The 26918-nt window shown below is 36.4% G+C and carries 11 protein-coding genes; 4 read left to right on the top strand and 7 right to left on the bottom strand.

Annotated elements, in window-relative coordinates:
• Positions 1 to 76: 76 nt before the first annotated feature.
• The 6 genes from CLV62_RS08940 to CLV62_RS08915 form a co-directional block, all read right to left on the bottom strand.
• On the bottom strand, positions 77 to 2578 hold the full coding sequence (locus CLV62_RS08940; protein ID WP_110310442.1) for a glycoside hydrolase family 2 TIM barrel-domain containing protein: 2502 nt from the start codon (positions 2576 to 2578) through the stop codon (positions 77 to 79).
• A 22-nt stretch (positions 2579 to 2600) separates the two neighbouring features.
• Positions 2601 to 4073, bottom strand: coding sequence for a cellulase family glycosylhydrolase (locus CLV62_RS08935; protein ID WP_110310441.1), 1473 nt, complete (start codon positions 4071 to 4073; stop codon positions 2601 to 2603).
• A gap of 116 nt (positions 4074 to 4189) precedes the next feature.
• The gene (locus CLV62_RS08930) at positions 4190 to 5548 is read right to left on the bottom strand and encodes a hypothetical protein (protein ID WP_110310440.1); all 1359 of its coding nucleotides are present in this window, start codon (positions 5546 to 5548) and stop codon (positions 4190 to 4192) included.
• A gap of 26 nt (positions 5549 to 5574) precedes the next feature.
• On the bottom strand, positions 5575 to 7194 hold the full coding sequence (locus CLV62_RS08925) for a RagB/SusD family nutrient uptake outer membrane protein (protein WP_110310439.1): 1620 nt from the start codon (positions 7192 to 7194) through the stop codon (positions 5575 to 5577).
• A gap of 35 nt (positions 7195 to 7229) precedes the next feature.
• Entirely contained in the window at positions 7230 to 10409 is a 3180-nt protein-coding gene (locus CLV62_RS08920) for a SusC/RagA family TonB-linked outer membrane protein (protein WP_110310438.1), read from the bottom strand.
• Between the two features lie 119 nt (positions 10410 to 10528).
• Positions 10529 to 13357 (bottom strand): TIM-barrel domain-containing protein, encoded by a 2829-nt coding sequence (locus tag CLV62_RS08915; protein WP_110310437.1) that lies wholly within the window; start codon positions 13355 to 13357, stop codon positions 10529 to 10531.
• A 210-nt stretch (positions 13358 to 13567) separates the two neighbouring features.
• Here CLV62_RS08915 and CLV62_RS08910 point away from each other — a divergent pair, with 210 nt between their 5' ends.
• From CLV62_RS08910 to CLV62_RS08895, 4 genes are all read left to right on the top strand, one after another.
• Positions 13568 to 17689: a hybrid sensor histidine kinase/response regulator transcription factor gene (locus tag CLV62_RS08910; RefSeq protein ID WP_110310436.1), complete on the top strand. Its 4122-nt coding sequence runs from the start codon at positions 13568 to 13570 to the stop codon at positions 17687 to 17689.
• Positions 17690 to 17917: 228 nt separating this feature from the next.
• Complete coding sequence (locus CLV62_RS08905; RefSeq protein ID WP_110310435.1) at positions 17918 to 20107, top strand: glycoside hydrolase family 3 C-terminal domain-containing protein; 2190 nt, start codon at positions 17918 to 17920, stop codon at positions 20105 to 20107.
• Between the two features lie 47 nt (positions 20108 to 20154).
• On the top strand, positions 20155 to 22464 hold the full coding sequence (locus tag CLV62_RS08900) for a glycoside hydrolase family 95 protein (protein ID WP_245904058.1): 2310 nt from the start codon (positions 20155 to 20157) through the stop codon (positions 22462 to 22464).
• A gap of 100 nt (positions 22465 to 22564) precedes the next feature.
• Positions 22565 to 24766: a glycoside hydrolase family 3 C-terminal domain-containing protein gene (locus CLV62_RS08895; protein ID WP_110310433.1), complete on the top strand. Its 2202-nt coding sequence runs from the start codon at positions 22565 to 22567 to the stop codon at positions 24764 to 24766.
• An 80-nt stretch (positions 24767 to 24846) separates the two neighbouring features.
• On the opposite strand, the gene CLV62_RS08890 is transcribed toward CLV62_RS08895, so the two are convergent.
• A complete protein-coding gene (locus tag CLV62_RS08890) occupies positions 24847 to 26820 on the bottom strand; it encodes an alpha-amylase family glycosyl hydrolase (protein WP_110310432.1) in 1974 nt (657 codons plus the stop codon).
• Positions 26821 to 26918: the final 98 nt, after the last annotated feature.

Genomic DNA, 26918 nt, shown 5'->3' with positions numbered 1-26918 from the left:
ACTTTGGTAAATAGAAGAGAGAGTATTTCATTAAGAAATACTCTCTCTTCAGATAACCAACCTTCTTTTTACGAAATTACTTCTTTACAGACCTAATCTCAACACTATTACTCTCTAAACCTTCTGAGCTTGCTCTCAAAACAATCTTTCCGTCTTTTCTTGCAGATTGAATCACAGCTATTGCCTTTCCACTAAATAAGCGTCTTTCGGGTTTCTTTAGAGACAAAGAATCCGTAGGATTTCCATTGTCAGTACCAGTAATAAAACCATTGCCTTCAATCGAAAATTTAATAAAACTGTCTGCTGTCGGAACAGGTATACCTTCTGCATCTAACACCTCGGCAGTCACAAAAGATAAATCTTTACCGTCTGCGGTTATCTTGTTCCTATCGGCTGTTAAACGAATAGATACGGGTTTTCCTGCTGTTTTTATCTCTCTTGATAAAACTTCTTTTCCATTTTTACGGGAAACAGCTTTTAATGTTCCTTTCGTATATGGAACTCGCCAGAATACATGAAACTCTCCATCTTTCTTAGTTTTCTTACCTAATGATTTTCCATTCAGATAAAGTTCCACTTCATCCGCATTGCTATAATATGCCCAAACATCAACAAGTTGTCCTTCATTCCAATTCCAGTGAGGAAATAAATGTAATACATCCTTATTAGTCCACTCGCTTTGATACATATAGTAAACATCCTTAGGAAAGCCTGCTAAATCTATAATTCCGAAATAAGAACTACGCGATGGCCACCAAAAAGGAGTTGGCTCACCCAAATAATCAAAACCTGTCCACAAATATACTCCCGATATATGATCGTACTTTTTTATCAATTGCCACGTACCCTCATGAGTCGTTCCCCAAGGCACATGATTATTGTCATACGAAGAACACTGATGTACGGGTCTGTCAAAAGGTTTATCCCAACGTTCCGGCCAAATATTCATACTGTCGGAAGGCATTATATAATAGCCCCGAGACATAAGTGCAGAAGTAGATTCGGTTATAATAAGCTTCTGATCAGGAAACTTCTCATGGAAATTCACCCAATTATTCTCATGATAATTAAATCCTATAATTTCCATCGCTCCCGATCGAAATATATGATTGCTTGGCTCAGTTTCATTATTACCCGTTGTTACAGGTCGTGTCGGATCCAGTTGTTTTACTATATCTGCTAATTTGAGAGTCAAAAGAGAGTTTACATGTAAATCTTTCGATGGAATAGACTTTTTATCCAAAGTATTTGCAAAATTCAAAACCATATTAGCTTGCTGCAAATCCAGAGTATCAGCATCAATATGTGACCATTGCTCTAATATTTCATTTCCAATACTCCACATAAAAATAGAGGGATGGTTACGATCTCTCAGAATAAGATCAGTTAAATCTCTCTCGTGCCACTCAGGAAAAAATTGTGAGTAATCGTGTGGAGATTTCTTTTTTCTCCACATGTCGAAAGCTTCATCCATCACTATAAAACCCATCTTATCACACAAGTCTAATAATTCGGGTGAAGGTGGATTATGAGCTGTACGTATGCCATTACAACCCATTTCTTTTAAAATCTCTAATTGACGCTCAATAGCTCTCACGTTAACGGCTGCACCTAAGCATCCTAAATCGTGATGATTACATACTCCTTTTATTTTAACTGATTCTCCATTCAAAAAGAAGCCTTTATCTTTATCAAATGTAAAATAGCGTATTCCAATAGGTGTTTCATATTCATCAATTATTTTTCCATCCCGTTTAATCTGAGTGACTACCTTATACATGTATGGTCTATCTACTGACCACAGATTAGGTTGTTCAACTTTCAACAATTGTTCTGAGGATACTATTCCCGAAGCAGTTACATTCACAGAATTATCAATCCGAGTTATCTCTTTTCCGTCTGCATCGACTAATATCGAATACAAATCTACATTTGATAGTGTATTTTCTGTATTTCGAATAGTGGTTACAATCTTAACATCCGAAGAATCTTTTGTCACTACGGGAGTTGTAATATATGTACCATTATAATCAATATGAACAGGATCTACCGTTACTAACCAAACATTTCGGTATATACCCGACCCCGAATACCATCTGGAATTAGGCTGTTGAGAATTATCGACCCGTACCGAGATAACATTCTTTTCGCCAAACTTCAGATATGGTGTAAGATCATACCTAAAAGATATATACCCATTGGGACGTTCTCCTATTAGATGACCATTAACCCAAACTTTGCTATTCCAATATATCCCATCAAAGTCTATATAAACCACCTTACCTTCGGATGATTTATCGGGAGTGAATTCTTTTCTATACCATCCAATTCCACCGGGAAGTGCTCCCCCACCAGGTGTTGCCGGATTTGACAGTGAAAAATCAGCTTCAATACTCCAATCATGAGGCAAATCTAAGGTTCGCCATTTAGAATCATCATATTGAGTTTCATTAGCGAGAGAATCATCTCCTAAGTAAAATTTCCAGTTTTCTGTGAAATCAGCTCTATCTCTTACTTTTAGCCGAGAAGAACACCCACATAGAATAGAAATAATTATAAGTCCATATACTATTTTCATGGTCTATTTCTTTATCCAATAATTACTCTACTGCTGTTACTATTGCCCTTAAAGCATCTGCATGTACTTGGTTGCCTGTACTACGAGTAAATAATGCAAAACCTTTATCGCCGGCATTGCCATTGTCCCAATACACAGGAATCAAGCCATTATTCTTTGCTGCTTTAGTCACATAGTTCAAGTAGTAGTTACGTGCCTCAATATGTTTTGCTTGTAGCTCGGCAGATAATGATGTACGAAGAATAGCACCATACTCACCTAAAACAACGGGAATTCCTTTATTTACAAAGTTTGTTTTCATTTTCCCAAAAGCTTCATCTATCCAAGCCTCTTGTCCCCACGAAGGCACATCTCCACCTGCAAATGGTTTTCCCCACTGGGTTTTATATGTACCATCTTCTTGTAATGCAAAATCATACGGATCATAGAAGTGAACTTCCGACATTAAGCGATTTGCAGTAGCATCAGTAGGCATCTTTAAATAATTTACAGCATACTCTATGTTTGTATTATAGGCTTGTACAACAAGATTACGCCAAGAGTTTCGTCCTCCCGTAGCACGTACTGCATCTACAAAGGTTTGATTATATGACATCTGCACTGTCAGGTTTTCTGTAGAAGGTGCATTATAGTCCTTATGTACTTCATTTGTTCCTGCAAATAATAAGTGCTCATCGTAATCGCGGAAATAAATAGCTATTTGTTTCCACAAAGCTTTCTGTTTTACATTTACACTTTCTTGTTTGTCGTAGGTAGGATTATTTTCCAACCATCCACCATCCCAATGAATATTGAGAATAACATACATATCGTTATCAACACAATAGTCTACAACCTCTTTTACACGTGCCAACCACGATTCTTTTATCTTATGAGTTGCTGCATCTTCTATATATCCACTCCATGCACAAGGAATGCGAACAACATTAAAACCTCCTGCTTTAACTGCATCAATCAGTTTCTTAGACGTCATAGGATTTCCCCACATCGTTTCTCCTGCATTTGTAGCATCACATGATTCCATTGTATTGCCCAGATTCCATCCTAGTCTCATTTTAGCAGCTAAGAGCAAAGCATCATTTGTCATTCCCGTTTTATCCGGATTAATGTAATCTGGTATGATTACTGCCGGATCTTTAGCCTTTTGTGTGATGGTTATCACAACATCTGTCATCCCCGTTACCGAAAGAGTAAAAGTTTCGCTACGAACCTCTTCTTTGTCATTTGCATCTGCAGTTATAGTTACCTTAACGTTTCCTTTAGATGCTTGAATAGAAGGTCTGCACCAAGTAGATGTATAATTTATTTTCCAGTTAGAATTACTTACTATCTCGAGAGGGCTTGTACCGCCCACAGCATCAAAAGAGATAGCCGCAGAACTGACCGAGACAGTCGGAATTATTTCTTCCGGAATTATTTCATCTTCAGAATCGCTACAACTCTGTAAAGAAAAGAATACCAATATAATAGGAATTAAGCATTTTAGTAGTTTCATATACAAATCGTATTAAAGAAATGACTACCTCTGAGAGTTCATTTCGGTGAGCATCCGAGAGGTAGTCAATTATTGATTTATTTTCAAGAATAAGTTATCTAATCCATTTTTTAAGCTTATTTACTGATAAAGTGGAATACCATATACTCAGGTTTTGCCGGATCTCGTTTTCCAAACCAAATTCCACTTACGTTCCCTAGAACATTATGCTCCACTTTTACAATCTTCCATTGATTTTCGTCTGTTGTAGCAACACTTATCCAACCTGCAATAAGGAAAGAAGGTGTAACATCCTTAAACGTAATTGTATTGGTTGATTGAGTATTCTTGCAAGTTCCGGATGTTTCCGTTCCATTATCTTGTCGTACAGTTACTTTTCCATCTTGAGTGAAAGTTATAGAACAGCCATCGATATTAGCAACCGACGAATCATCATAACCAGTCCATCCAGCAGATATAATATCAGCTCTGCTATTCCATTCATTTAATAGCTTACCATTAATATCAGCCCAGTTAAAAGGAACCTCAGTATCTAAGTACCATGTTTTAGTTGTATTCACAGCAAGAATTTCCGATTGATTTCCAAAATTAAAGTTCGGATCTTCTACATCTTCAGGAACATATTTTTCAGCATATTCATCTGATACAAAATTCCAGACATATAGGTAATCACCCTCCGAATTGGTACGTCTAACTCCTACCATCAATTGATTCTCAGTCAAAGAAAGTATAACCAAATTTTTATTCCAGTTTGTTGCATTTGCAATAAAGTTTTTCGAACGAAGGATAGTTGCATCTGTAGTTGTCAATGTATGATTATTTACGTCCAAGAAGAATGTTCCCGATTCATTTACACCCTCTGTTACTTTATGCGTTTTCATATAAGCTCCACCTTTGAGGCTAAAGGTCATGCGGCTTTCTTTATCAGCTTCCTCGATAATCCATTGATTATCATTCCAAGAAGGAGCCCAACCCACTTCGGCTGTACCTGCTTGCCATTGAGTCCATGTTGTTAAAGGAGCACAGTAGGTCAAAGGTCCTGCATTCAATCCATACATTCCATAATCTAATCTCCATACTTTCTCATTGCCTACACCACCTGTAAGATTTGTCCATAAAGGATCGTCTACGTAACTTAAATTAGTAGTTGTGATAGTCAATTCAAAAGGATCGGCTTGTGTAGCTCCACCATTGGAAAGAGCTCCGTAAGTAAATGTATAAGTACCGGGGAAAGCAATTCTTACGGTATCTCTCACATGAGTTGAACGACCTAAAGGTGTAGTCCAGAATGGTGAAGCATTAGGAGTAAGACTTTCTAATATCACCATATTAGGATCGTCAGGATTTTGTGTAATGCTAAATTTTAATTGATCTTTCGCCAAAATAGACCCCAGTTGCGGATTGTCCGGAGAACAAGCCGTAAAGAGCAGTCCCATGCTTAAAATAGCTAATATCGATTTATATATATTTTTCATAACGTTTCAATATTAAATGTTGATTATTACCATCCTGGATTTTGGATCAGAACATCATTAGATATTATAATCTGTGTATTTGGTATCTGCATAAAACCTCTGGTCTTTTTAATATTATCAGCAGTTATAACCACTTCGTCATCGGCTGCACCACTTTTCACTTTTTGAGTTTGTGCAATGGTAGAAGCCGCAACATCTAAGCCTTGACGAAGTAAATCCCAATAACGAAGTCCCTCAAAAGCAAATTCCAAACGACGTTCTTCCTGAATATTAGCTAATGATACTGATCTGCCATTCAACCCTGCACGTTTACGTACACTATCATAATAGGTCTGGGCATTAGGCGAACCTAACTCTGCAGCCATTAACAATATATCCGCATATCGGATCACAACATAATCCTGATCCTGTGATATTTGATTATCCTTAGAGCCACCTGTATCGGAAGTTCCATCGGGTAAAGCTGTAGGAGTATACTTCTTTGTTGAATATCCTGTATATTCACGTGCATCTTTCAAATCAAATTTCTTAGCAATCCCTTCACCTACAATATCAATTATAGAAGCTTTCTTACGTGCATCATTATCCGAAAAAGCAGCTACCAGCTTAGGATTCACAGTACAAGCACCCCACCCTTTTCCGTATGGAGACCAGTTAGTATTACGCATACCCATCATTACTAACCAGCGGTTACCATCGATATTACCATTATAATCGGTAGTACTATTAAATTTCTGAGCAAATACAGTTTCTTTGTTACCATCACCTACATATCCTGATTTATCAAGGGTATTAGCTGTTTCTGAAGGGATATAACTAGCGGCAGGCCATAGAGATTTGTAAGAATCGATTAAACCGTACTCACCGCTACTAATCACATTTTCTAAACCTGCCAATACTTCTGATTTAGTGATACCTAAGTCATCAGCCTTATAATATCCTGTGTAGAATAAGTATACACGCGCCATCATAGATTTAGCAGCATAAGGTGTTACTCTACCATCATTTTCACTTGCTTTTGACTTCGGATAAGCATCCGCCGGAATATTTTCAGAAGCAAACTTAAGGTCTTCTACTATTAATTTATACGTTTCAACAGGTTCTGCCTGTGGAATATTTTCCGTAGTAGGAACTGTTAATAATGGAACTCTTTCAAACAAACGAGCCAAATCAAAGTATAGAATTGCTCTCAGGAAACGAGCTTCTCCTTCAATACGATTTCTGGTATTTGTTCCCTCTTTGAAAGGAATACCATCTAATTTGGATAATAGTGTATTGCAACGAAATATAGCAGCATAATAGTCAGTCCATGTTCCGTTAAACAAATTGGCATCCGATGGTGATTGAGATAAATCAAAACGATCCAGTGCCTGATAGCCACGTCCGTCAGTATTACCTGTTCCACCGAAACAGTTATCCGATAAGACTTCTGAAACTACATAAATAGATAAGTTACCATTAGATGCTGTACGTTGAAACCCATCGTAACATCCTACCAGAGCCATTTCGGCATCGCTCACTGTTTTATAGAAATTGTTATCAATAATACTGGTTTGGGGTTCTACATCCAAGAAACTCTCAGAGCAGGAAAATAAGCCTGAACTCACTCCTATTGCCAGTAATATATTTAATTTAAAATTTTTCATTGTTTTCTCTTTTTTTAGTAAACATATCTGTGACCTTAAAACTTAAGATTTACACCAAACAGGAAGGTTCTCGGACGAGGATAATATCCAACATCAACACCCGATACCCAATTGCTTGTGCCATATCCGATTTCGGGATCCATACCATCGTATTTAGTGAAGGTAAACGCATTCTGAACAGCACCGTAAATTCTCAACTGACTAAGATTCTTCCATTTAATTAATTGTGCGAGATCATATCCCAACATAATATTATTAATCCTTAGGAAGTCACCTTTTTGGATATATAAATCCGAAAATTGCCAGTTAGTATTAGTTTCGGTTACACGAGGCATTCTATTAGATGTTCCCTCACCTGTCCAGCGATTCAATATAGCAGTTGTATAATTTGCTTGCTTATTGGCATGGTTACGATAAGATTGTACAATCTTATTACCTGCTACGCCATTTGCATTTACCGAGAAATCGAAATGTTTATAGTCAATAGCTATATTGAAACCAAAAGTAAAGTCGGGCATACCATTTCCTAAATCGGTTTTATCTAATTTATCAATTTTACCGTCTTTATTAATATCTACATATCTTACATCACCGGGGCGTACATCACTTTGCAAAACACCATTTCCGGCAGCCTTCCAATCTGTAATTTCTTGTGTATTCTGAAAAATTCCATCTGTTTTAAAACCATAGAAATAGCCGATAGGGAATCCATTTTGAGCACGGTAAAATTCAACCGAACCATCATAGAGCATATTCTCAAGACCATTTATAGTACCTGCATCTCCCGGAATATTTCCTACTTTATTTTGATTGTAAGCTCCGTTCGCTCCAATACTATAGCCAACCTGACCTATATTATCTTTCCATGACACAGCTAATTCAAAACCTGTATTCTTAACATCACCGCCATTGATAAAAGGTGCTCCGGCTCCCGCAGTTGCTAAAATAGGAGCCCTTACTAACCAGTCTTTGGTTGTTTTGACATAAAAGTCCATATTAACTCCTAAACGGTTTCTCAACATAAAGACATCTAAACCGATATTGGTTTGTTCTGAAGTTTCCCATTTTAAATCGGGATTGGATAAGCGATTAGCATATGCCCCCGGAACATTTACTTTATTTGTTCCGAATGTGTAATAAGCGGCAGGATTATCAGCATTATATCCCGTAGAAGTATTGATCGGAGAAGCAAATTGAAAATCTGGAATATCCTGATTACCTACTTGTCCCCAGCTTAGTCTCAATTTCAACATATCCAACCATGAGCCCTTTGTCATATCTTCCATAAAAGATTCTTTTGAAATAATCCATCCTGCTGAAACTGATGGGAAATATCCCCAACGGTGTCCTTGTGCAAATCGTGAAGAACCATCGGCACGCAATGTTGCATTAATCATATATTTTTCAGCATAGTTATAACCTATACGTGTAAAATACGACATACGACGATACGCATTTTCGGGTCTTCCTCCTACTGTCTTTGTTTCTACGATGTTTCCTTTTTCATCCAAATGAGCTTGTCCCGTAGTATTATCTAAGTAAGCATGAGAAAAATCATTGAATTGAGATAGAAGATTCCAGTTAGAGCCTGACAAGAAAGTTCCCTGATAACGAACAGCTTCTGTTCCAACTAAAGCACTAAAAGCGTGATCTTCACCTATATTGAAATCGTATCCGGCTGTATTCATCCATGTTAAGGTATGTCCTTTACTCATATTTTGATTTACAGTAGTATGATCATTATTATACGAGTAAATAGAGAATTGATACAATGGATCGAAACTACGAAACTCAGATGAATAGTAATTGATACCAAGAACCGATTTTATCTTTAAGTTCTTTATTGGTTCAAGTTCAGCATAAACATCGGCCAGTAATTTTTGAGCATCGTTTGCATTATTACTGTTAGTCATCATATTTCCATAAGGATTACCATCCCCTTTGTACCATAGAGAATTGCTAGTATCATTAAATGGACTGTCGTAGATATTATTATCACTATATACGGGAGAAAGAGGTGAAGTCGCAAAAGCTCCTCTTAGAGTATTATTATATTGATTACCAACGTCTATCCCTCTACTTTTAATGTAATTAAAATTTAGGTGCTGTCCTACCTTCAATACATCTTTGTAAAGTTTGTGTTCAGTATTTAGACGAAATCCATAACGCTCATAATTAGAGACATCACTACCTCCAATAATACCTTCCTGAGATAAGTAGTTTAGAGACATAGCATAAACCGAAGTTTCGGAACCACCCATCACATTTAACGAATAGTTTTCGATCTTTGCATTATCCTTAAACATCTGGTCTATCCAGTTGGTATTGGCAAGTTCGCCCATTGCATTGAAATCATACATTGCGGAACCCGAATTTATAGCTTGCTCATTCATAATTACCTTGTAAGCATTAGCATCAAGCATATTAGCCTTACGAGCTACATTCTGAACTCCATAAAAAGCATCGAACGATACTTGTCCTTTTCCTTTTTTACCTCCTTTTGTTGTTACCAGAACCACACCATTTGCCGCCTGCGATCCGAAGATTGCCGCCGATGCTGCATCTTTAAGTACGTCAATAGATTCTATATCAGCGGGATTCAGCACAGTAATATCACCTTCAATACCGTCTATGATATAAAGAGGTTGCGAATTACCTACAGTTCCCAATCCACGAACGGTAACTTTCATATCAGCACCCGGCTGTCCCGAAGTAGATGAAATTTGTACCCCTGCAGTTTGTCCCTGTAAAGCCTGAAGTGCATTAGTTGTATTCAACTTAGCCAATTCATCTCCTTTTACTTGTATAGTTGCACCTGTATTTAGTTTTTTCTTTTGAACACCGTATCCAATTGCAACTACTTCATCCAGCATATTACTGTCTTCCTGTAATTGAATATCCAATTGTTTTTGGTTATTAACCGATATTGTTCGGGTCGTATATCCTAAGTAAGTAACTACCAAAGAAGCATTACCGGCTACATTAAGAGTAAACTTACCATCCAGATCGGTAATGGTTCCATTGGTTGTACCTCTTTCTACTACCGAAGCTCCCACAAGAGGTTCTCCGTTACTAGTTACAACCCCCGAAACTTCCTGTGCAGTCTGAGCTTGTAGATTGAGAGTCAATCCAAAGCTTAGTATAATCATCAAACACAGCTTCAAAAAGCCAAAATGAGATGATTGGTTAACTAATAATTTTAATTGTTTATTCATGGTTTTGAAATTTTAAGAAATTATTAAGTTCCCAGAACTATTTATTGCTTTGGCTAGTAAAACAACAATAGATAGTTCTGATTCTAAAACATAGTATCAAATATTTTATTTTACTTTTTTCATACAGTTACAGATAACTTCTTACCTGAGTATTCTACGATTTTAGGAGTTTGTTTTTTGTTGTCTTTAGTTATTAATTCAATTTCAAAAGTTCTGGTATTAGGCATTCCCGAGTATCCTCCCTGAATGTCTGCAATGGTTACAGTTTTGGTTTTCTCCTCATAGTTGATTTTTATTTTAGCAAATTGTCCTTTTTCATAATTATAATTTACGCCTTCATCTTCATAAATTGTAAACTCTCCGTCTTTACCCTCATATATTTTAAGTTGAATATTATCTGCCTGAGATTGCTTTGTATTTTGAATGTCTTTACCAATGGGCAGAATAGCCCCTTCTCGTACAAACAGCGGAATACGTTCGTAGGGTGCAGCAATCTTCTCTGTTTTTCCACCTGTTATATATCTGCCCGATTCAAAATCGTACCAATTTGTATTGGCAGGGAAATAAACATCACGTGAAGTAGTTTTGTAAGTATATACAGGACAAACCATCAGATCGGGTCCAAACATATATTGATCGTCAATGTTGAAAGTCTTAGCATCTGTTCCGAAATCCATTACTAGGGCACGCATGATAGTATAGTCATTGAAGTGTGTCATTCCTGCAATCGAATATATATAGGGCATCAAACGATAGCGAAGTTTATCATAATATACCATACTCTTATAGGCAGGATGATTTTCGGGAGCAATGTTATAAATCTCACGATACGGATATTGTCCGTGACTGCGGAAAAGAGGACAGAATGCACCGAACTGAAACCAACGTGTATTCAATTCACGCCATTCGTTTAAATCTTCCGATCCTTCTTTTGCCTGTTCGTAACGTTTCTCAACGCAGAATCCGCCAATATCCATAGTCCAGTATGGAATGCCCGACATAGCAAAATTGAGTCCTGCCGAAATCTGAGCTTTCATATCTTCCCAACGTGTACCGATATCGCCGCTCCATGTAGCTGTTGAATAACGTTGCAGTCCTGCGAATCCTGAACGAGTCAAAAGAAATACACGACTATCGGGATTAACCGAACGTTGTCCGTTATATATAGCCATTGCATTCACTAAGGCATAGGCATTAAAATACTCAGTAGAAGAACCCAAAGCGGTAGGAGTACTCAACTCCTTACGATATTTCATACTCGCATTCGATAAAATATCTGGTTCAGAAGCATCCATCCACCAAGCATCAATACCTTTCGAATAAAGTTTCTCATTCATTTGATCCCAGAACATTTTGCGGGCATCTTTACTATAAGCATCATAAAAACCGGCTATATAACCCTGACCAATCCAATCTCTGATGCTATCTTTTACTGCACGATTATACATCCATCCTTTTTCATCAAAAGCTTTATAGTTATCAGTAGTATGGTAGAATTTAGGCCAAACAGAAATCATAATACGAGTATCCATAGCATGTACACTATCAATCATACCTTTTGCATCAGGAAAGCGAGCAGTATCAAAGTCATGGCTTCCCCATGCATCTTGAGGCCAGTAAGACCAGTCTAAAACAATATTATCTAAAGGAATCTCTCTTTTGCGATATTCTTTTACTGCACTCAATAATTCGTCTTGAGTTTTATAACGCTCACGGCTTTGCCAGAATCCCATAGCCCATTTAGGCATAATTTGCGATTTTCCTGTAACCGTACGATACCCTTTGATAACGTCATCCATATTATTTCCTCTGATGAAATAATAATCAATTTCGTCACCCATCTCAGACCAAAGAGATAATTTGTTTTGATCTTTCTCATTCTTGGAGTCTAAAGCTTTAAGACTTATATAGGATATACCTCCATCGGGTTTCCAATCTAGTTTAATTTTATGCTTCTCCCCAGCTTTTAAATCAATAGCAAATTTGTAGCTGTTAGGGTTCCAAGCTGTACGCCATCTTTCGGGTACAATCAATTCATCATCGATATATACTTTGGTATACCCCGCATAGTATAATATAAATCGGTGAGTTCCCGATTCTTTTGATTCGATCTCACCTTCCCATGTAATTCTTGAATTATTAAAAGGAAAATCTTTAGGGAAGTTTTTTACAGTCTCTAGATTTTCATAATCTATTGTAGCTTCAGTACGTTCTGTAAATATATGTTTGGGATCGTTGCTCTCCATGTATGTAGCAGTAAGACCACCCTCGTTTCCATTCTTGTCATATAGTTTGAATTGATCCAGATTCTCATAATCTCTCGGATCTCCAAATTTTGTCAACGAATAATTATCCCATAAAACACCATAGTTTTTAGAGGATACAACAAAAGGAACGGAGACCTTAGTATTATATTGAAACAATACTTCGTTCTTTCCTTTATAGTTAAATTCATCTGATTGATGTTGTCCTAAGCCATAGAAGGCTTCATCATCGGGCGAATCAAATATTTGACGTAGCGTATATGCCTTTTTGCCTTCAACTTCTATGTCTTTGAAAGATTTTCCACCACCTTTATTTTCAGACAATAGTATATTACCTTGTAAATCGGTAAATACGATCTCTCCTGTTTTTAGAGAAACTTTTGCAATTGTTGTAGCAGTTTTAAGTACAACTTCGTCTCCTTGTTCGGAAACTTCCCAACCATTTGTTTGAGTTTTTTCATAAACACTTATTAAACTCTCTCTATCGGAGAACTTATCTTTAGGAGTTGCACTAACACGAATAATATCGTCAGTGATAACTTGCAATCTAATTTGTTTTGTTGCATTTATAGAGTCATTCTTTAGACTTACAATAATTCCGTCTCTAGTTTTCTCATAAGAATCATTGCAACTAAAGAACAGAGCAGGTAATAACACCATTATTAATAATAGATGCTTCTTCATGGTCAATTATATTTTTAGATTTTAGTAACAATACAAATGTATGCCATCAAATAACAAAAGTTCTGTTTAAATGTTTTGAAAATAAGGTGTTCCTGAACAAAGGAGGGGGCTATATGTTTCTATATGGAGGCTAAATTTGTAATAAATCCTCTATAATTATATAATTTATCTAAATTTGCTAGAGAAAGAACCAATGTTAGCCCAATCTTCATGAAAATAATAATCTCCTTGCTACTACTAGCGCTCAATAGTGCGGTAAGTATTATTTATGCTCAATCCTTCGATTTCTCACACCTAGATAATAGTGATGGATTATCCAATAATCAAGTTGAGTGCATTTTTAAAGATAGTCGTGGTTTTATGTGGTTTGGAACCAATCAAGGTTTAAATCGTTACGATGGTCAAAATTTCAAAGTGTACAAACATAGCCGTAATGAGTATTCGAGCATTCCATTTGATAGAGTTACCAATATTCAGGAAGATGCACAAGGCAAGCTATGGTTACAAATAGGTAATGCAGGATATATTGTATATGATTTTAAAAGCGAAAGTTTCACTCAGAATATCGATTCCTTAGTTACCAAAATGGGACTGCCACCTTCTCCATCCCTTGTGGAAATAGATACTCATATGAATCTCTATTTTTACTATAAAGAGAAAGGAATATATAAATACAATATTGAAACAGATAAGTATGTAATATTTAATCAGTCGAAACAAGGGCAAACTTTAAGCCCCGGAGAAATAATTGACTTAAAAATACACAACCAATACATATGGGTATTGTACCGAGATGGACTAATAGAAAGATTTAACGAAAAGACCAATCTTACAGATATACGAAACACTTTTTTCAGAGAAAACTCTAAAAATTCTACTATTCAGAAATCTTTATTTGTAGATGCTGATAATGATGTCTGGGTTTATCCAGGAGTTGGCGACAAAGGCAGTGCTTATTATGATATAAAAGCAAACACTTGGATTTTCTTAAATAAAGATTCGGAAATTGCTCTCTCCAGTAATTTTTTTCGATGTATAGATCAAGACAAAGAAGGCTTAATCTGGATAGGTACAGATCATGGAGGTTTGAATATCTTCGATAAATCGAAAAAGAAAATTACAGTTTTACGCAACAACATATATAATAATAATTCAATTAGTCAGAATTCTATTATCAGTATATTTTGTGACAATGATGGAATTATCTGGATAGGAACATATAAAAAGGGTATCTCTTATTATCATCCTAATATGTTTAAATTCAAGAAGTCTCCCCTGTTCTATCACTTAAAGGAAGACTCTGAAACCTTCGATTGCAATAGCCTATATAAAGATGATAATAATAACCTCTGGATAGGTACAAATGGCAGAGGCTTAATCAAGTATAATGAAGAAAAACAAAGCATAGAGACATTCAATTATAATGCGAATAATCCTAAAAGCATCTCTGCCGATATAGTTACATCTATCTTAGAAGATCATTCAAAAACTCTCTGGGTAGGAACTTTCTTAGGTGGCCTAAATTCTTTTGATGGAAAAAGTTTCACCCGATATCAGATTAATGAAACAGACTCTAATTCAATATCAGGGAAAAGTGTGTATGGACTAGCAGAAGATAAAGATAATAATCTATGGATAGGAACATTAGGTGGTGGCGTGAATAGTTTAAATAGCAATCGGACTAATTTCACTAGATATACAACTCTAAATACAAAAGAACTATACTCTGATTATATACTTTCCGTATATACAGATATCAATAAGAATATATATCTAAGCACCGACAGAGGTGTAAATATTATAGATACCAATAGTAAAGTAATAAGTACTTATTTTAAAGACCAGATACAGCAAGATTCTCTATCTAATATTTTGACTAATAACATTTTAGTCGACTCCCGAAATTTAACATGGATAGCTACTGATAATGGACTGAATATATATAATCCTCTAACTAAACGGTTTGTATATATAACCTCGAAACAAGGGTTACCAAGCGATGAAGTGGTGTCTCTTATAGAAGATAATAATAACAATATTTGGGCAGGTACACGCAATGGATTAGCATGTATCCATTGTCAGTACACAAATAACACACTGGATTATACGATTACTTACTTTGACTCTAAAGATGGCTTGCCTAGTTCTATATGCAATCAGAACGCCATGTTTAAGGATAAAAACGGTATTATTTATGTAGGCAGTACAAATGGCTATGTGAATTTCGACCCCAATAATATAATATTTAACGAATACATTCCTAAACCTAGATTTACTGAGCTATTAATTGCCAATCAAGCAATTAGACCCAACGAAAAATACAATAATCGGGTAATTATTAATCAATCAATTACCTATCTTGATCAGATAACTCTTAATTACAAAGAAACCAATTTCACATTACAATTTTCGGCACTTAACTATATACATCCTGAGAAAAATCACTACAAGTATATGCTCGAGGGCTTAGATACCGATTGGATAGAGGTTAAAAATGGAGTTGGTGCAGCTTCATACTCGAATCTTAATTCTGGAACATATAAATTGATAATATATGCAGGAAACAACGATGGTGTGTGGAGTGATACACCCTTAATAATAAAGATTATTGTAAAACCTCCATTCTGGCTTACATGGTGGGCATTCTTTATCTACTTCATTATATTCGTTATAGTACTTAGATTCTTTATCTTATACAAATTAAATAAGCAAAAGCACGAATTCAAGCAGGCTCAAAAGATAATGGAAGCCGATAAGATTCATGAAGTAGACGAACTCAAATTTCGCTTCTTTACAAATATAAGTCACGAGTTTAAAACACCGATTACGCTTATATTGACTCCTCTAGAAAAACTGATGAAAGAGCCACATTCAGAAGAACAAAAGACCTTGCTAACCATCATGCGCAAAAATGCTTTGAGCCTTTTGAATATGGTGAATGAGATTCTGGATTTCAGAAAACTGGACTTGAATAAAATGAATCTGAACTTATCAACAGGTGATATAATACCAATAGTAAGAGAAATATGTCAATCATTTTCTTCTCTAGCTGCTGATAAATCCATAAAATTCACATTTACAACTTACCTCAAAGAACTTCAGGTGGATTTTGATCCCGAAAAAATGAGTAAAATAATTATCAATCTGATTTCTAATGCCTTCAAATATACAGAAGAAGGTCATATTGATGTAAGCGTGGGTATTACCGAAGAAGTTCAAAAAGATGCAAAAAAGCAATTATGTATCAAAGTTTCGGATACTGGTATAGGAATAGAAAGTAAATATCTGGAGAAAATATTCGACCGTTTTTATCGTATAGAACAGTCTCAAAAGAATAACCAAGCTGGTACAGGTGTTGGATTACATTTAGTTAGTGAATATGTAAAACTTCATAATGGAGAAATTTCGGTAGAAAGCACAGCAGGCAAAGGCTCCACTTTCACAGTATTAATACCTATTGATAATTCTACTTATAAAGAATCTAAGAGTCAAGATGTTATTTATTCGGGAGATATTCGAGATACTCTATTAACAGAGCCAGAAACTTCTGCTGTTACGGCAAAAGATTCAAACTTACCTCTATTACTGATAGTTGATGATAATGAAGATTTCCGTGAGTTTATCAAGAGCCTGTTCATTCACTCCTATCGGATAATTACAGCAAACGACGGTGAGGAAGCCTCTCAAATAATATTAGATCAATTACCTGACATTATTTTATGCGACGTAATGATGCCTAAAATGGATGGCTATGAACTTTGTCGGAAGATAAAAGCAGACATAAGAACTTCTCATATTCCGATTATTCTTTTAACAGCAAAATCATCAGAAGAGAATCAATATTCAGGTATAGAAGCTGGTGCAGACGATTATATCTCCAAACCGTTCAATATAGATATGCTGACGCTGAAAATCTCGAAAATAATAGAACGTCAGAAGAAAAACCAGTACAATTTTAAAAAGAAGATAGAAATATCTCCAAGTGAAATAGAGATAATGACAATGGACGAGAAGTTTGTGAAAAAAGCTATTTCCATTGTAGAAGAAAATATTGGAAATGCAGATTTTCTGGTGGAAGACTTATGCCGTGAAATGGCTATGAGCCGTGTTTATTTCTATAAAAAAATATTGGCACTCACAGATAAATCACCCTCGGAGTTTATTCGTTTTATCAGACTAAAACGTGCAGCCAATCTATTAGAAAAAAGCCAGATGTTTGTGAACGAAGTAGCCTTTCAGGTGGGATTTAATGACCCTAAATACTTTCGAAAATATTTTAAAGATGAATTTGGAGTAACACCAAACGAATACAAGAAAAAGTTTACAAATTAGTCTAAAGAAACATATTAGTACCCTATAGTTAGCATACAACCCCCGTAACGATTTAAGGAATACCCTCAACGGAAACACACGTATAGAGAGACTAACTAATTAAACAATAACTTTGCATAGTTAAGGTCTCAGACCTTTTTGTTATCCATCTGTAGTTAACTATGATCGCAAGTTAGAACTGTAAAGTTTGACATTAAATTCTAACTATTACTTAAGTAACCTATAACCATGAGAAAAATTGTTATGCTCGCAATGTGCATATTCGGCCTGAATATTGCATCATTTTCCCAACATATACACCCTTTTCAAGATACTGCTCTTTCGGATGAAGAGAGAATATCTAATTTATTGTCGTTAATGACAATCGATGAAAAGATCAATGCGCTATCTACAAACTTAGGAGTACCGCGTCTAGGAATACGCAATACGGGGCACTCCGAAGGCTTACACGGAATGGCTCTTGGTGGCCCTGGCAATTGGGGAGGTTTCCAAACGATCAATTATCAGCAAGTACCTGCTGTATTTTATACTACCACCTTTCCTCAGGCATATGGTTTGGGCGAAACATGGGACACTCAATTAATAAAAAGAGTAGCCGAAATAGAAGCAAACGAAATACGATTTTATACTCAAAACGAAAAGTATAAAAAGGGAGGTTTAGTTATGCGTGCACCCAATGCAGATTTAGCTCGTGATCCACGATGGGGACGCACTGAAGAAAGTTTTGGTGAAGATCCGTTTCTAGTCTCTCAATTAAGTGTAGCGTTCATAAAAGGCTTACAAGGAGATAATCCGAAATATTGGAAATCTGCATCACTAATGAAGCACTTCTTAGCCAACAGCAACGAAGATGGGAGAGATTCTACATCTTCGAATTTCGATGAACGATTATTCCATGAATACTACGCTTACCCTTTCCAAAAAGGAATAGAAGAAGGAGGCTCCCGTGCATTTATGGCTTCCTATAATGGATGGAACGGCACAGCTATGACCGTACATCCTGTACTAAAAGAAGTTACATGCCAACAATGGGGTAACAATGGTATAATATGCACCGATGGAGGAGCATTGGATTTACTTATTACCGCACACAAGGCTTATCCTTCTCATGTTGAAGGAGCAGCAGCAATAGTAAAAGCTGGAGTCGGACAATTCTTGGATAATTATAAGCCATATGTGTATGAGGCTATAAAGCAAAACATTCTATTTGAAAAAGATATAGACGAGGCTATAAGAGGAAACTTCTTTGTCGCTTTACGACTAGGATTATTAGATGGTGATCAAACACATCTACCCTATTCCAATATCGGAGTAACAGACACTGTTTCGCCTTGGCTAGATAAAGAAGTACAAGATTTTGTACGCCTTGTAACTGCCAAATCGGTAGTATTGCTTAAGAACGAAAAGAAATTACTACCTCTCGATAAAAATAAAATTAAATCCATAGCAGTAATAGGGCCTCGTGCTGATGAAATACTTCTCGATTGGTATAGTGGCACCCCACCCTATACAGTAAGTATTCTGCAAGGAATCAAAAATGCGGTTGGCAATAATATCGAAGTATATTACGAAGCATCCAACGAAATAGATAAAGCCTCTATTGCTGCACAAAAAGCTGATATTGCTATTGTTTGTGTAGGAAATCATGTATATGGAACCGACCCAAAATGGAAATATTCTCCCGTACCAAGTGATGGAAGAGAGGCGGTTGACCGAAAATCATTATCTTTAGAACAAGAAGACCTGGTAAAGATAATCAACAAAGTTAACCCTAATACTATTATGTTATTAGTCAGCAGTTTTCCGTTTACGATCAACTGGTCGCAAGAAAATATACCTGCCATATTACATGTAACCAATAATAGTCAAGAGCTTGGCAATGGAGTAGCCGATGTTCTGTTTGGTGATTTTAATCCCGCAGGACGTACCAATCAAACATGGGTTAAGTCAATAGCAGATCTTCCTCCAATGATGGATTACGATATCCGCAATGGACGTACTTATATGTATACAAAAGAGAAACCGCTCTATCCATTTGGCTATGGATTGAGTTATACTAATTTCTCATACTCAAAGATGAGTACATCTTCCTCCAGATTAAAAAAGGCTGAGAATATCTCTGTATCAGTAGATGTAAAAAACGCAGGTAAATTAAACGGAGAAGAAGTTGTGCAACTCTATTTCTCTTTTCCTAATTCCAAAATAAGCAGACCAATCAAACAGCTTAAAGGATTTGAACGAATTATGATCGAATCCGGTAAAACTGAAACAATAAAATTCAATATAAAAGCATCTGATTTAGCTTATTGGGATATGGATACACATTCATATGAAATAGAAGCTGGAAAGGTCAATCTTATGATTGGCAGTTCCTCTGAAAATATTCAATTAACCCAACAAATAACTATTACAGAATGATCTCAAAAATCTCATCTTGCATAATACTATGCCTGTGCACACTATCAATGTCCGCACAAAATTCGTGGCAATACTATTTTGACAGTCCCGCTTCAATCTGGGAAGAATCTATACCCCTCGGCAACGGACGTATAGGAATGATGCCATGGGGCGATGTCGATAAAGAACGAGTTGTATTAAATGAAATATCGCTCTGGTCAGGCAATAAACAAGATGCAGACAATCCCGAAGCTTATAAATATTTAGGAGAAATACGCAGACTTCTTTTTGAGAACAAGAACAAAGAAGCACAAAACCTCATGTATAAGACCTTCACCTGCTTAGGTAAGGGTAGTGCCGATACATCGGCATATGGTAATTTTCAGAACTTTGGAAATCTGCAAGTAGATTTTCTATATCCGAATCAGTCTGCACCTATATCCAATTACAAGAGGACATTGGATATGAATAATGCTTTATCTACCACTTCATACACTAAAGGAAAAATAACTTATAATAGAGAATATTTCACATCATTTTCTGATGATATTGGAGTTATCAGATACACTGCAAGTCAAGCAAAAGCTCTGAACCTTACAATATCACTTCAAAGAGATGAAAATTACGAAGTTTCAGCCGAAGACAATACCTTATCTATTTATGGACAGATGAAAGATAATGTAAAGAATGATGGAATGAAATACTTCGGACAGGTGAAAGTCATACACAAAGGAGGAACTTTAGTTACCGGAAATAAAGATATTCAGATACAAAATGCAGACGAAGTCATCTTGCTTGTATCTCTGGCTACGAGTTACAAGGGCAAAGACGAAAAGGCTATAGCTACCCAATTAATAAAAAGTACCGATACTAATTATTCTACACTAAAGAAAAATCACATATCAAAGTACCAGCATTTATTTAATCGTGTTGATCTAACTCTGAATAAAAATAAAAACTCTGATCTGCCAATCAATAAAAGATTAGAAGCATTTGCTTCCGATAAAAGCGATTTCGATTTGGTAGCCCTGTATATGCAATATGGACGCTACTTGCTTATATCATCTACACGTGTAGGTGGCTTACCGCCAAATTTACAAGGATTATGGGCTCCTCAGATTCTAACACCTTGGAATGGCGATTACCATTTGAATATCAATCTACAAATGAATTTATGGGGTGCAGAAGTTGGTAATTTATCTGAACTGCATTTACCTATGATCGAATACACAAAAGGCCTAGTTGAACCCGGAGAGAAAACTGCTCGTATCTATTACAACAGCAGAGGATGGGTTACTCATATTTTAGGTAATGTTTGGGATTTTACTTCTCCCTCCGAAGATCCTTCTTGGGGAGCTACTAACACAGCAGGAGCTTGGTTATGCCAACACTTATGGGAGCATTACTTATATACACAAGATTTAGATTATTTGAGATTGGCTTATCCTACAATGAAAGGTGCAGCTCTATTTTTTGAAGATATGTTGATTGAAGACCCTAACAACGGTTATCTGGTTACAGCCCCTACCACTTCACCCGAAAACAGCTACTTTGCACCAACGGGGGAAGCTGTTAGCATCAGTGCAGGTTCTACAATGGACAATCAAATAATAAGAGAACTATTTACCAATGTCTCGGAGGCTGCTAAATTATTGAATATTGATCAGGATTGGATTCAAACAATAGAGACTAAAAAGGAAAGACTTGCACCTACTTCTATTGGTAAATATGGACAAGTGATGGAATGGTTACAAGACTACGAAGAGGTGGAAATACACCATCGTCACGTATCCCAATTATACGGACTATATCCCGGATACGAATTAAATGAAGCGACCTCTCCTCAGTTAATGGAAGCTGCAAAAGTAACATTAGACCGACGAGGTGATGAGTCAACAGGATGGTCTATGGCTTGGAAAATAAACTTCTGGGCTAGACTTAAAGATGGAAACAGAGCTTATAAATTGATTGGTGATCTGCTTAAACCTGCCGGAGAAGGAAGAGGTACCTACCCTAACCTATTCAGCGCTCATCCTCCAATGCAAATAGACGGTAACTTTGGAGGTTCTGCCGGAATTATAGAAATGCTAATACAAAGCCACGCTGGCTATATTGAACTATTACCTGCAATACCGACAGAATGGAAAGATGGATTGGTAAAAGGCGTAAAAATAAGAGGTGGAGCTGAAGTAGACTTTTCTTGGAAAAATGGAGTTATTGATTTTATTGAAATTAAATCTGATGTTCCAAACAATTTTATACTTAAATTACCCCAAGGACAACCTTCAATTAAGGGTGTAAAAGATTATACACTTAATGAGGGTAAGTTAAATTTTCAATTAAAGAAGGCTGAAAAAATAACAATACAATTCAGATAAGGTTTCAGACCTCTTTATGCTTTAATAAGCACAAGTTAGAATAATAGAAATACATTGATCGATAATCAAATTACTTAAATACAAAATCAAAGAAGAGGATATGAAAAAACTATTTTTCTGTAGTATACTTGCTTTGTTTACTTCCCAAACTCAAGCACAAACTAAATCGGTGCCTGTTTATTTGGACGAAAGTAAACCTATAGAGGTAAGAATAAACGATGCTTTGTCAAAAATGACACTCGAAGAAAAGATTGCCATGATACATGCACAATCTAAATTCAGCACACCCGGATGTCCTCGTTTAGGCATCCCCGAGATTTGGATGAGTGATGGTCCTCACGGAGTCCGTATGGAAATAGATTGGGACACATGGGGACACGCAGGATGGACAAACGATTCTTGTACCGCATTTCCTGCTTTAACTTGCCTCGCAGCAACTTTTGATCCTGAACTATCTCTCGAATATGGAAATGCATTAGGAGAAGAGGCACGTTTCAGAAAAAAAGACATTATTCTAGGTCCCGGAGTAAATATTTATCGTACTCCAATGAATGGTCGTAACTTCGAATACTTAGGAGAAGACCCTTATTTGGCATCTAAAATGGTAGTTCCTTTCATCAAAGGAGTTCAACAAAATGGAGTTGCTGCCTGTATGAAGCACTTTGCTCTTAATAATCAAGAATTATGGCGTGGACATATAGACGTAGAAGTAAGCGACAGAGCACTCTATGAAATCTATTTGCCAGCATTTAAAGCCGGAGTTGAAGAAGGAAATGTGTGGGCTGTTATGGGATCATACAATAAATTCAGAGGACAATATTGTAGCCATCACGAAATACTGGTAAATAAGATTCTAAAAGGAGAATGGGGTTTTGATGGTATTCTGGTAACAGATTGGGGCAGTGCTCACGATACCAAAGAAGCTGCTTTAAATGGTTTGGATATAGAAATGGGCAGCTGGACAAATGGATTGACATGGGGCGAGAGTTTCGCCTATGACAACTATTTTATGGCTCAACCCTATCTAGATATGATAAAAAGAGGCGAAGTTTCCGAATCGACATTGGATGATAAAGTGAAAAGAGTTCTTCGTCTAAACTTCAGAACCAATATGAACCGTAACCGTCCTTATGGCAGCTTTGCAACTCCTGAACATGCAGATGTAGCTCGTCGTGTAGCAGAACAAGGTATTGTATTGATGAAGAATGAGAAAAACTTCTTTCCTATAGCAAAAGACAAATACAAAAAAATTATAATTATAGGAGAAAATGCAACTCGATCGTTAACCGTTGGCGGAGGTTCATCGGAACTTAAAGTAAAGCAAGAAATTTCTCCATTAGAAGGTCTTAAAGCTAAGTATGGCGAAAACAATGTATCCTATACAATGGGATATGGTTCAGGTCCTACTGTGTATGACAGTTTTGTACCATCGCCTTACAATGCTGATTCGTTAAAAAAAGAAGCTCTAGCCTTGGCTAAAGATGCAGATGTAGTTCTTTTCTTTGGAGGATTGAATAAAAATTTCCAACAAGACTGCGAAGGAGCAGATCGTATTACATATGATTTGCCTTTCGGACAAAACGAATTGATTGATGACCTACTAAAAGTGAATAAAAACTTAGGTGTAATACTTGTCAGTGGTAATGCTGTTTCGATGCCTTGGCTTGATAAAATCCCTGCCCTTATGCAATCTTGGTATTTGGGTTCGGAAGCAGGTAGTGCTACAGCAAATGTTATAGCAGGCGATATTAACCCATCGGGTAAGTTACCTTATAGTGTACCTCGCAAATTAGAAGATAATGGAGCTATCTCGTTCGGTACGATATCATATCCCGGAGACAGCATCAAACAAATCTATAAAGAAGATATTCTGGTAGGTTACCGCTGGCACGATACAAAAAAGATTCCAGCTTTATTCCCATTTGGTTATGGTCTTTCATATACAACATTTGAATACGGAAAAGCCAATACTGACAAAAAAGAATATGGAAAGGACGAAACGATCAAAGTTTCTATTACTGTAACCAATAAAGGTAAAATAGATGGTGCTGAGTCAGTACAAGTATATGCCTCTCAATCGAAACCATCTTTAGAACGTCCAGAAAAAGAACTTAAAGCATTCAAGAAAGTATTCTTAAAAGCGGGTGAGACTAAAACTGTTGACTTAATCGTTCCAGTTAAAGATTTAGCCTTTTTTGATGATAAAGCTCATAATTGGACTGTGGAATCAGATCAATTTACATTGCATTGCGCGGCATCTTCTGCTGATGTGAAAAGCTCGGTAGCTGTAAAAATAAAATAAATACTATAATCTTAATTCGTATAATAAAATAAGGTTGCGCTAATTGAGCAACCTTATTTTTATTTATGTTCTAATGCAACTTACTTCTTTTCCAAAACAAAGGCAGTGCGTGCGGGAATATACACCCTCAACACATCTTTTCCTTTAATACTGAGAGTTGAATAATCGTAATTATCGTCTACCCTGTCGAAACCATCAAATTCGGAATCATCAGAGTTTAGAACAATTTTATATTGACCCTTATCCACTTCAAAACCATAATCAGTAAATGATTTAACCGGGTTGAAATTAAAGATAAACACCAAGTTATTACGCTTAAATATCAATACCTGATCGGGGGTACTTTGTATAATAGCAAAAGGTCTGAACGAAAATATATCCTGCTTATTTATCAAGCCTAGCATCTCTTTCTCAAACTCTGCTAAAAATCGATATCTCAGATTGGTATCAGTAAGCAAAGACCATTGACGGCGGGCATATTTATAAGACCAATCATTACCTTCTCTCGGAAAATCAATCCATTCGGGATGTCCAAACTCATTACCCATAAAAGTAAGATAGCCATTTCCTGCAGTGGCTAGTGTAGCCAATCTGATTATTTTATGAAGAGCTAAACCTCTATCTACTTTCGGATTGCGTCCAAAAACATTCATATCCGTATACATCAAGCTATCAAGCAAATTGAAGATAAGTGTTTTATCTCCTACCATTGCTTGATCGTGACTTTCTACATAACTGATTGTCTTTTCTTCTTTCCTTTTATTAGTCAACTCATAAAACATATCTCCTACATGCCATTCCTCGTCTGTTTTATCTTTGAGTATTTTAACCCAGAAATCAGCAATCCCCATCGCCATACGATAATCGAAGCCTATACCTAAATCTTTAATAGACGAAGCCAATCCGGGCATTCCGCTGACATCTTCGGCAATTGTAAATGCCTGAGAGTTCACTTCATGTATCAACTTATTAGCCAAAGTCAGATAAACAATTGCATCGTCATCCTGATTACCATCATAATACATGGAATAGTTAGTAAAATCACGTCCAATGCCATGATCGTAATACATCATACTGGTTACACCATCGAATCTGAATCCGTCAAATTTGAATTCTTCCAACCAATATTTACAGTTCGATAAAAGAAAAGCCAATACTTCACTCTTTCCATAATCAAAACAACGGGAATTCCATACAGAATGTGTTCCACGTTCTCCAGAATGAAAATAAAGATCAAAAGTTCCATCAAAACGGCTTAACCCATCAGCTTCATTAATTACCGAATGTGAATGTACTATATCCAGAACAACCCTGATATTTAGCTTATGAGCAGTATCGATCAATTCTTTCAATTCTTCGGGAGTACCAAAACGTGAACTTGGAGCAAAAAAATTAGAAACCTGATAACCAAACGAACCATAATAAGGATGCTCTTGTATAGCCATCAGTTGTATGGTATTATAACCCATATCAGCGATATAAGGTAGTACCTTCTCCCTAAAATGATTGTATGTAGCTACATTTTCTTCCTCTCCCGACATCCCTATATGCGCTTCATAAATGATAGGAGCTATTTCTTCCTTAGGCTGATCATACTTCCAAACATAAGGTTCGGGCTGCCACACCTGAGCCGAGAATATTTTGCTGACATCATCCTGTACAACTCTTCGAATATAAGCAGGGATACGCTCTCCTGCCCCATCTTCCCATTTTACCCATAGTTTAAATAACATGCCATGCTGCAGGGTTTCCAAAGGTAATTCTAATTCCCAATTACCTCCGGGTATCGGATAGAAAGCGTACTTAAGGTCTATTTGCCAATGATTAAAATCTCCCATCAAATAAACAGCCGTAGCATTAGGAGCCCATTCACGCAATACCCATTTATCTGGATATGCATGCAATCCATAAAACAGATATCCATTAGCAGCGTCACTTAAATTATCCGAACCGCTTGTCAGTTCAGCCACTTTTAACTGATATTTTTCATGTCTGCGCAAAATAGTAGATCGATATTTTTCGAGTCCACTATCACCATATATTGAAGCTTTCATTTATAATGTCAGGTATTAGTTTAAGTAAAGTTATCAATAACAATAGGTCTGCGACCTTAAACATTATATGGCTAAATTGGATTACAAAATAGCCATAT

Source organism: Indolivaga alginatilytica, from assembly GCF_003201355.1.
Lineage (GTDB): Bacteria > Bacteroidota > Bacteroidia > Bacteroidales > Dysgonomonadaceae > Dysgonomonas_A > Dysgonomonas_A alginatilytica.
This window is presented reverse-complemented; position numbering and strand designations above follow the sequence as displayed.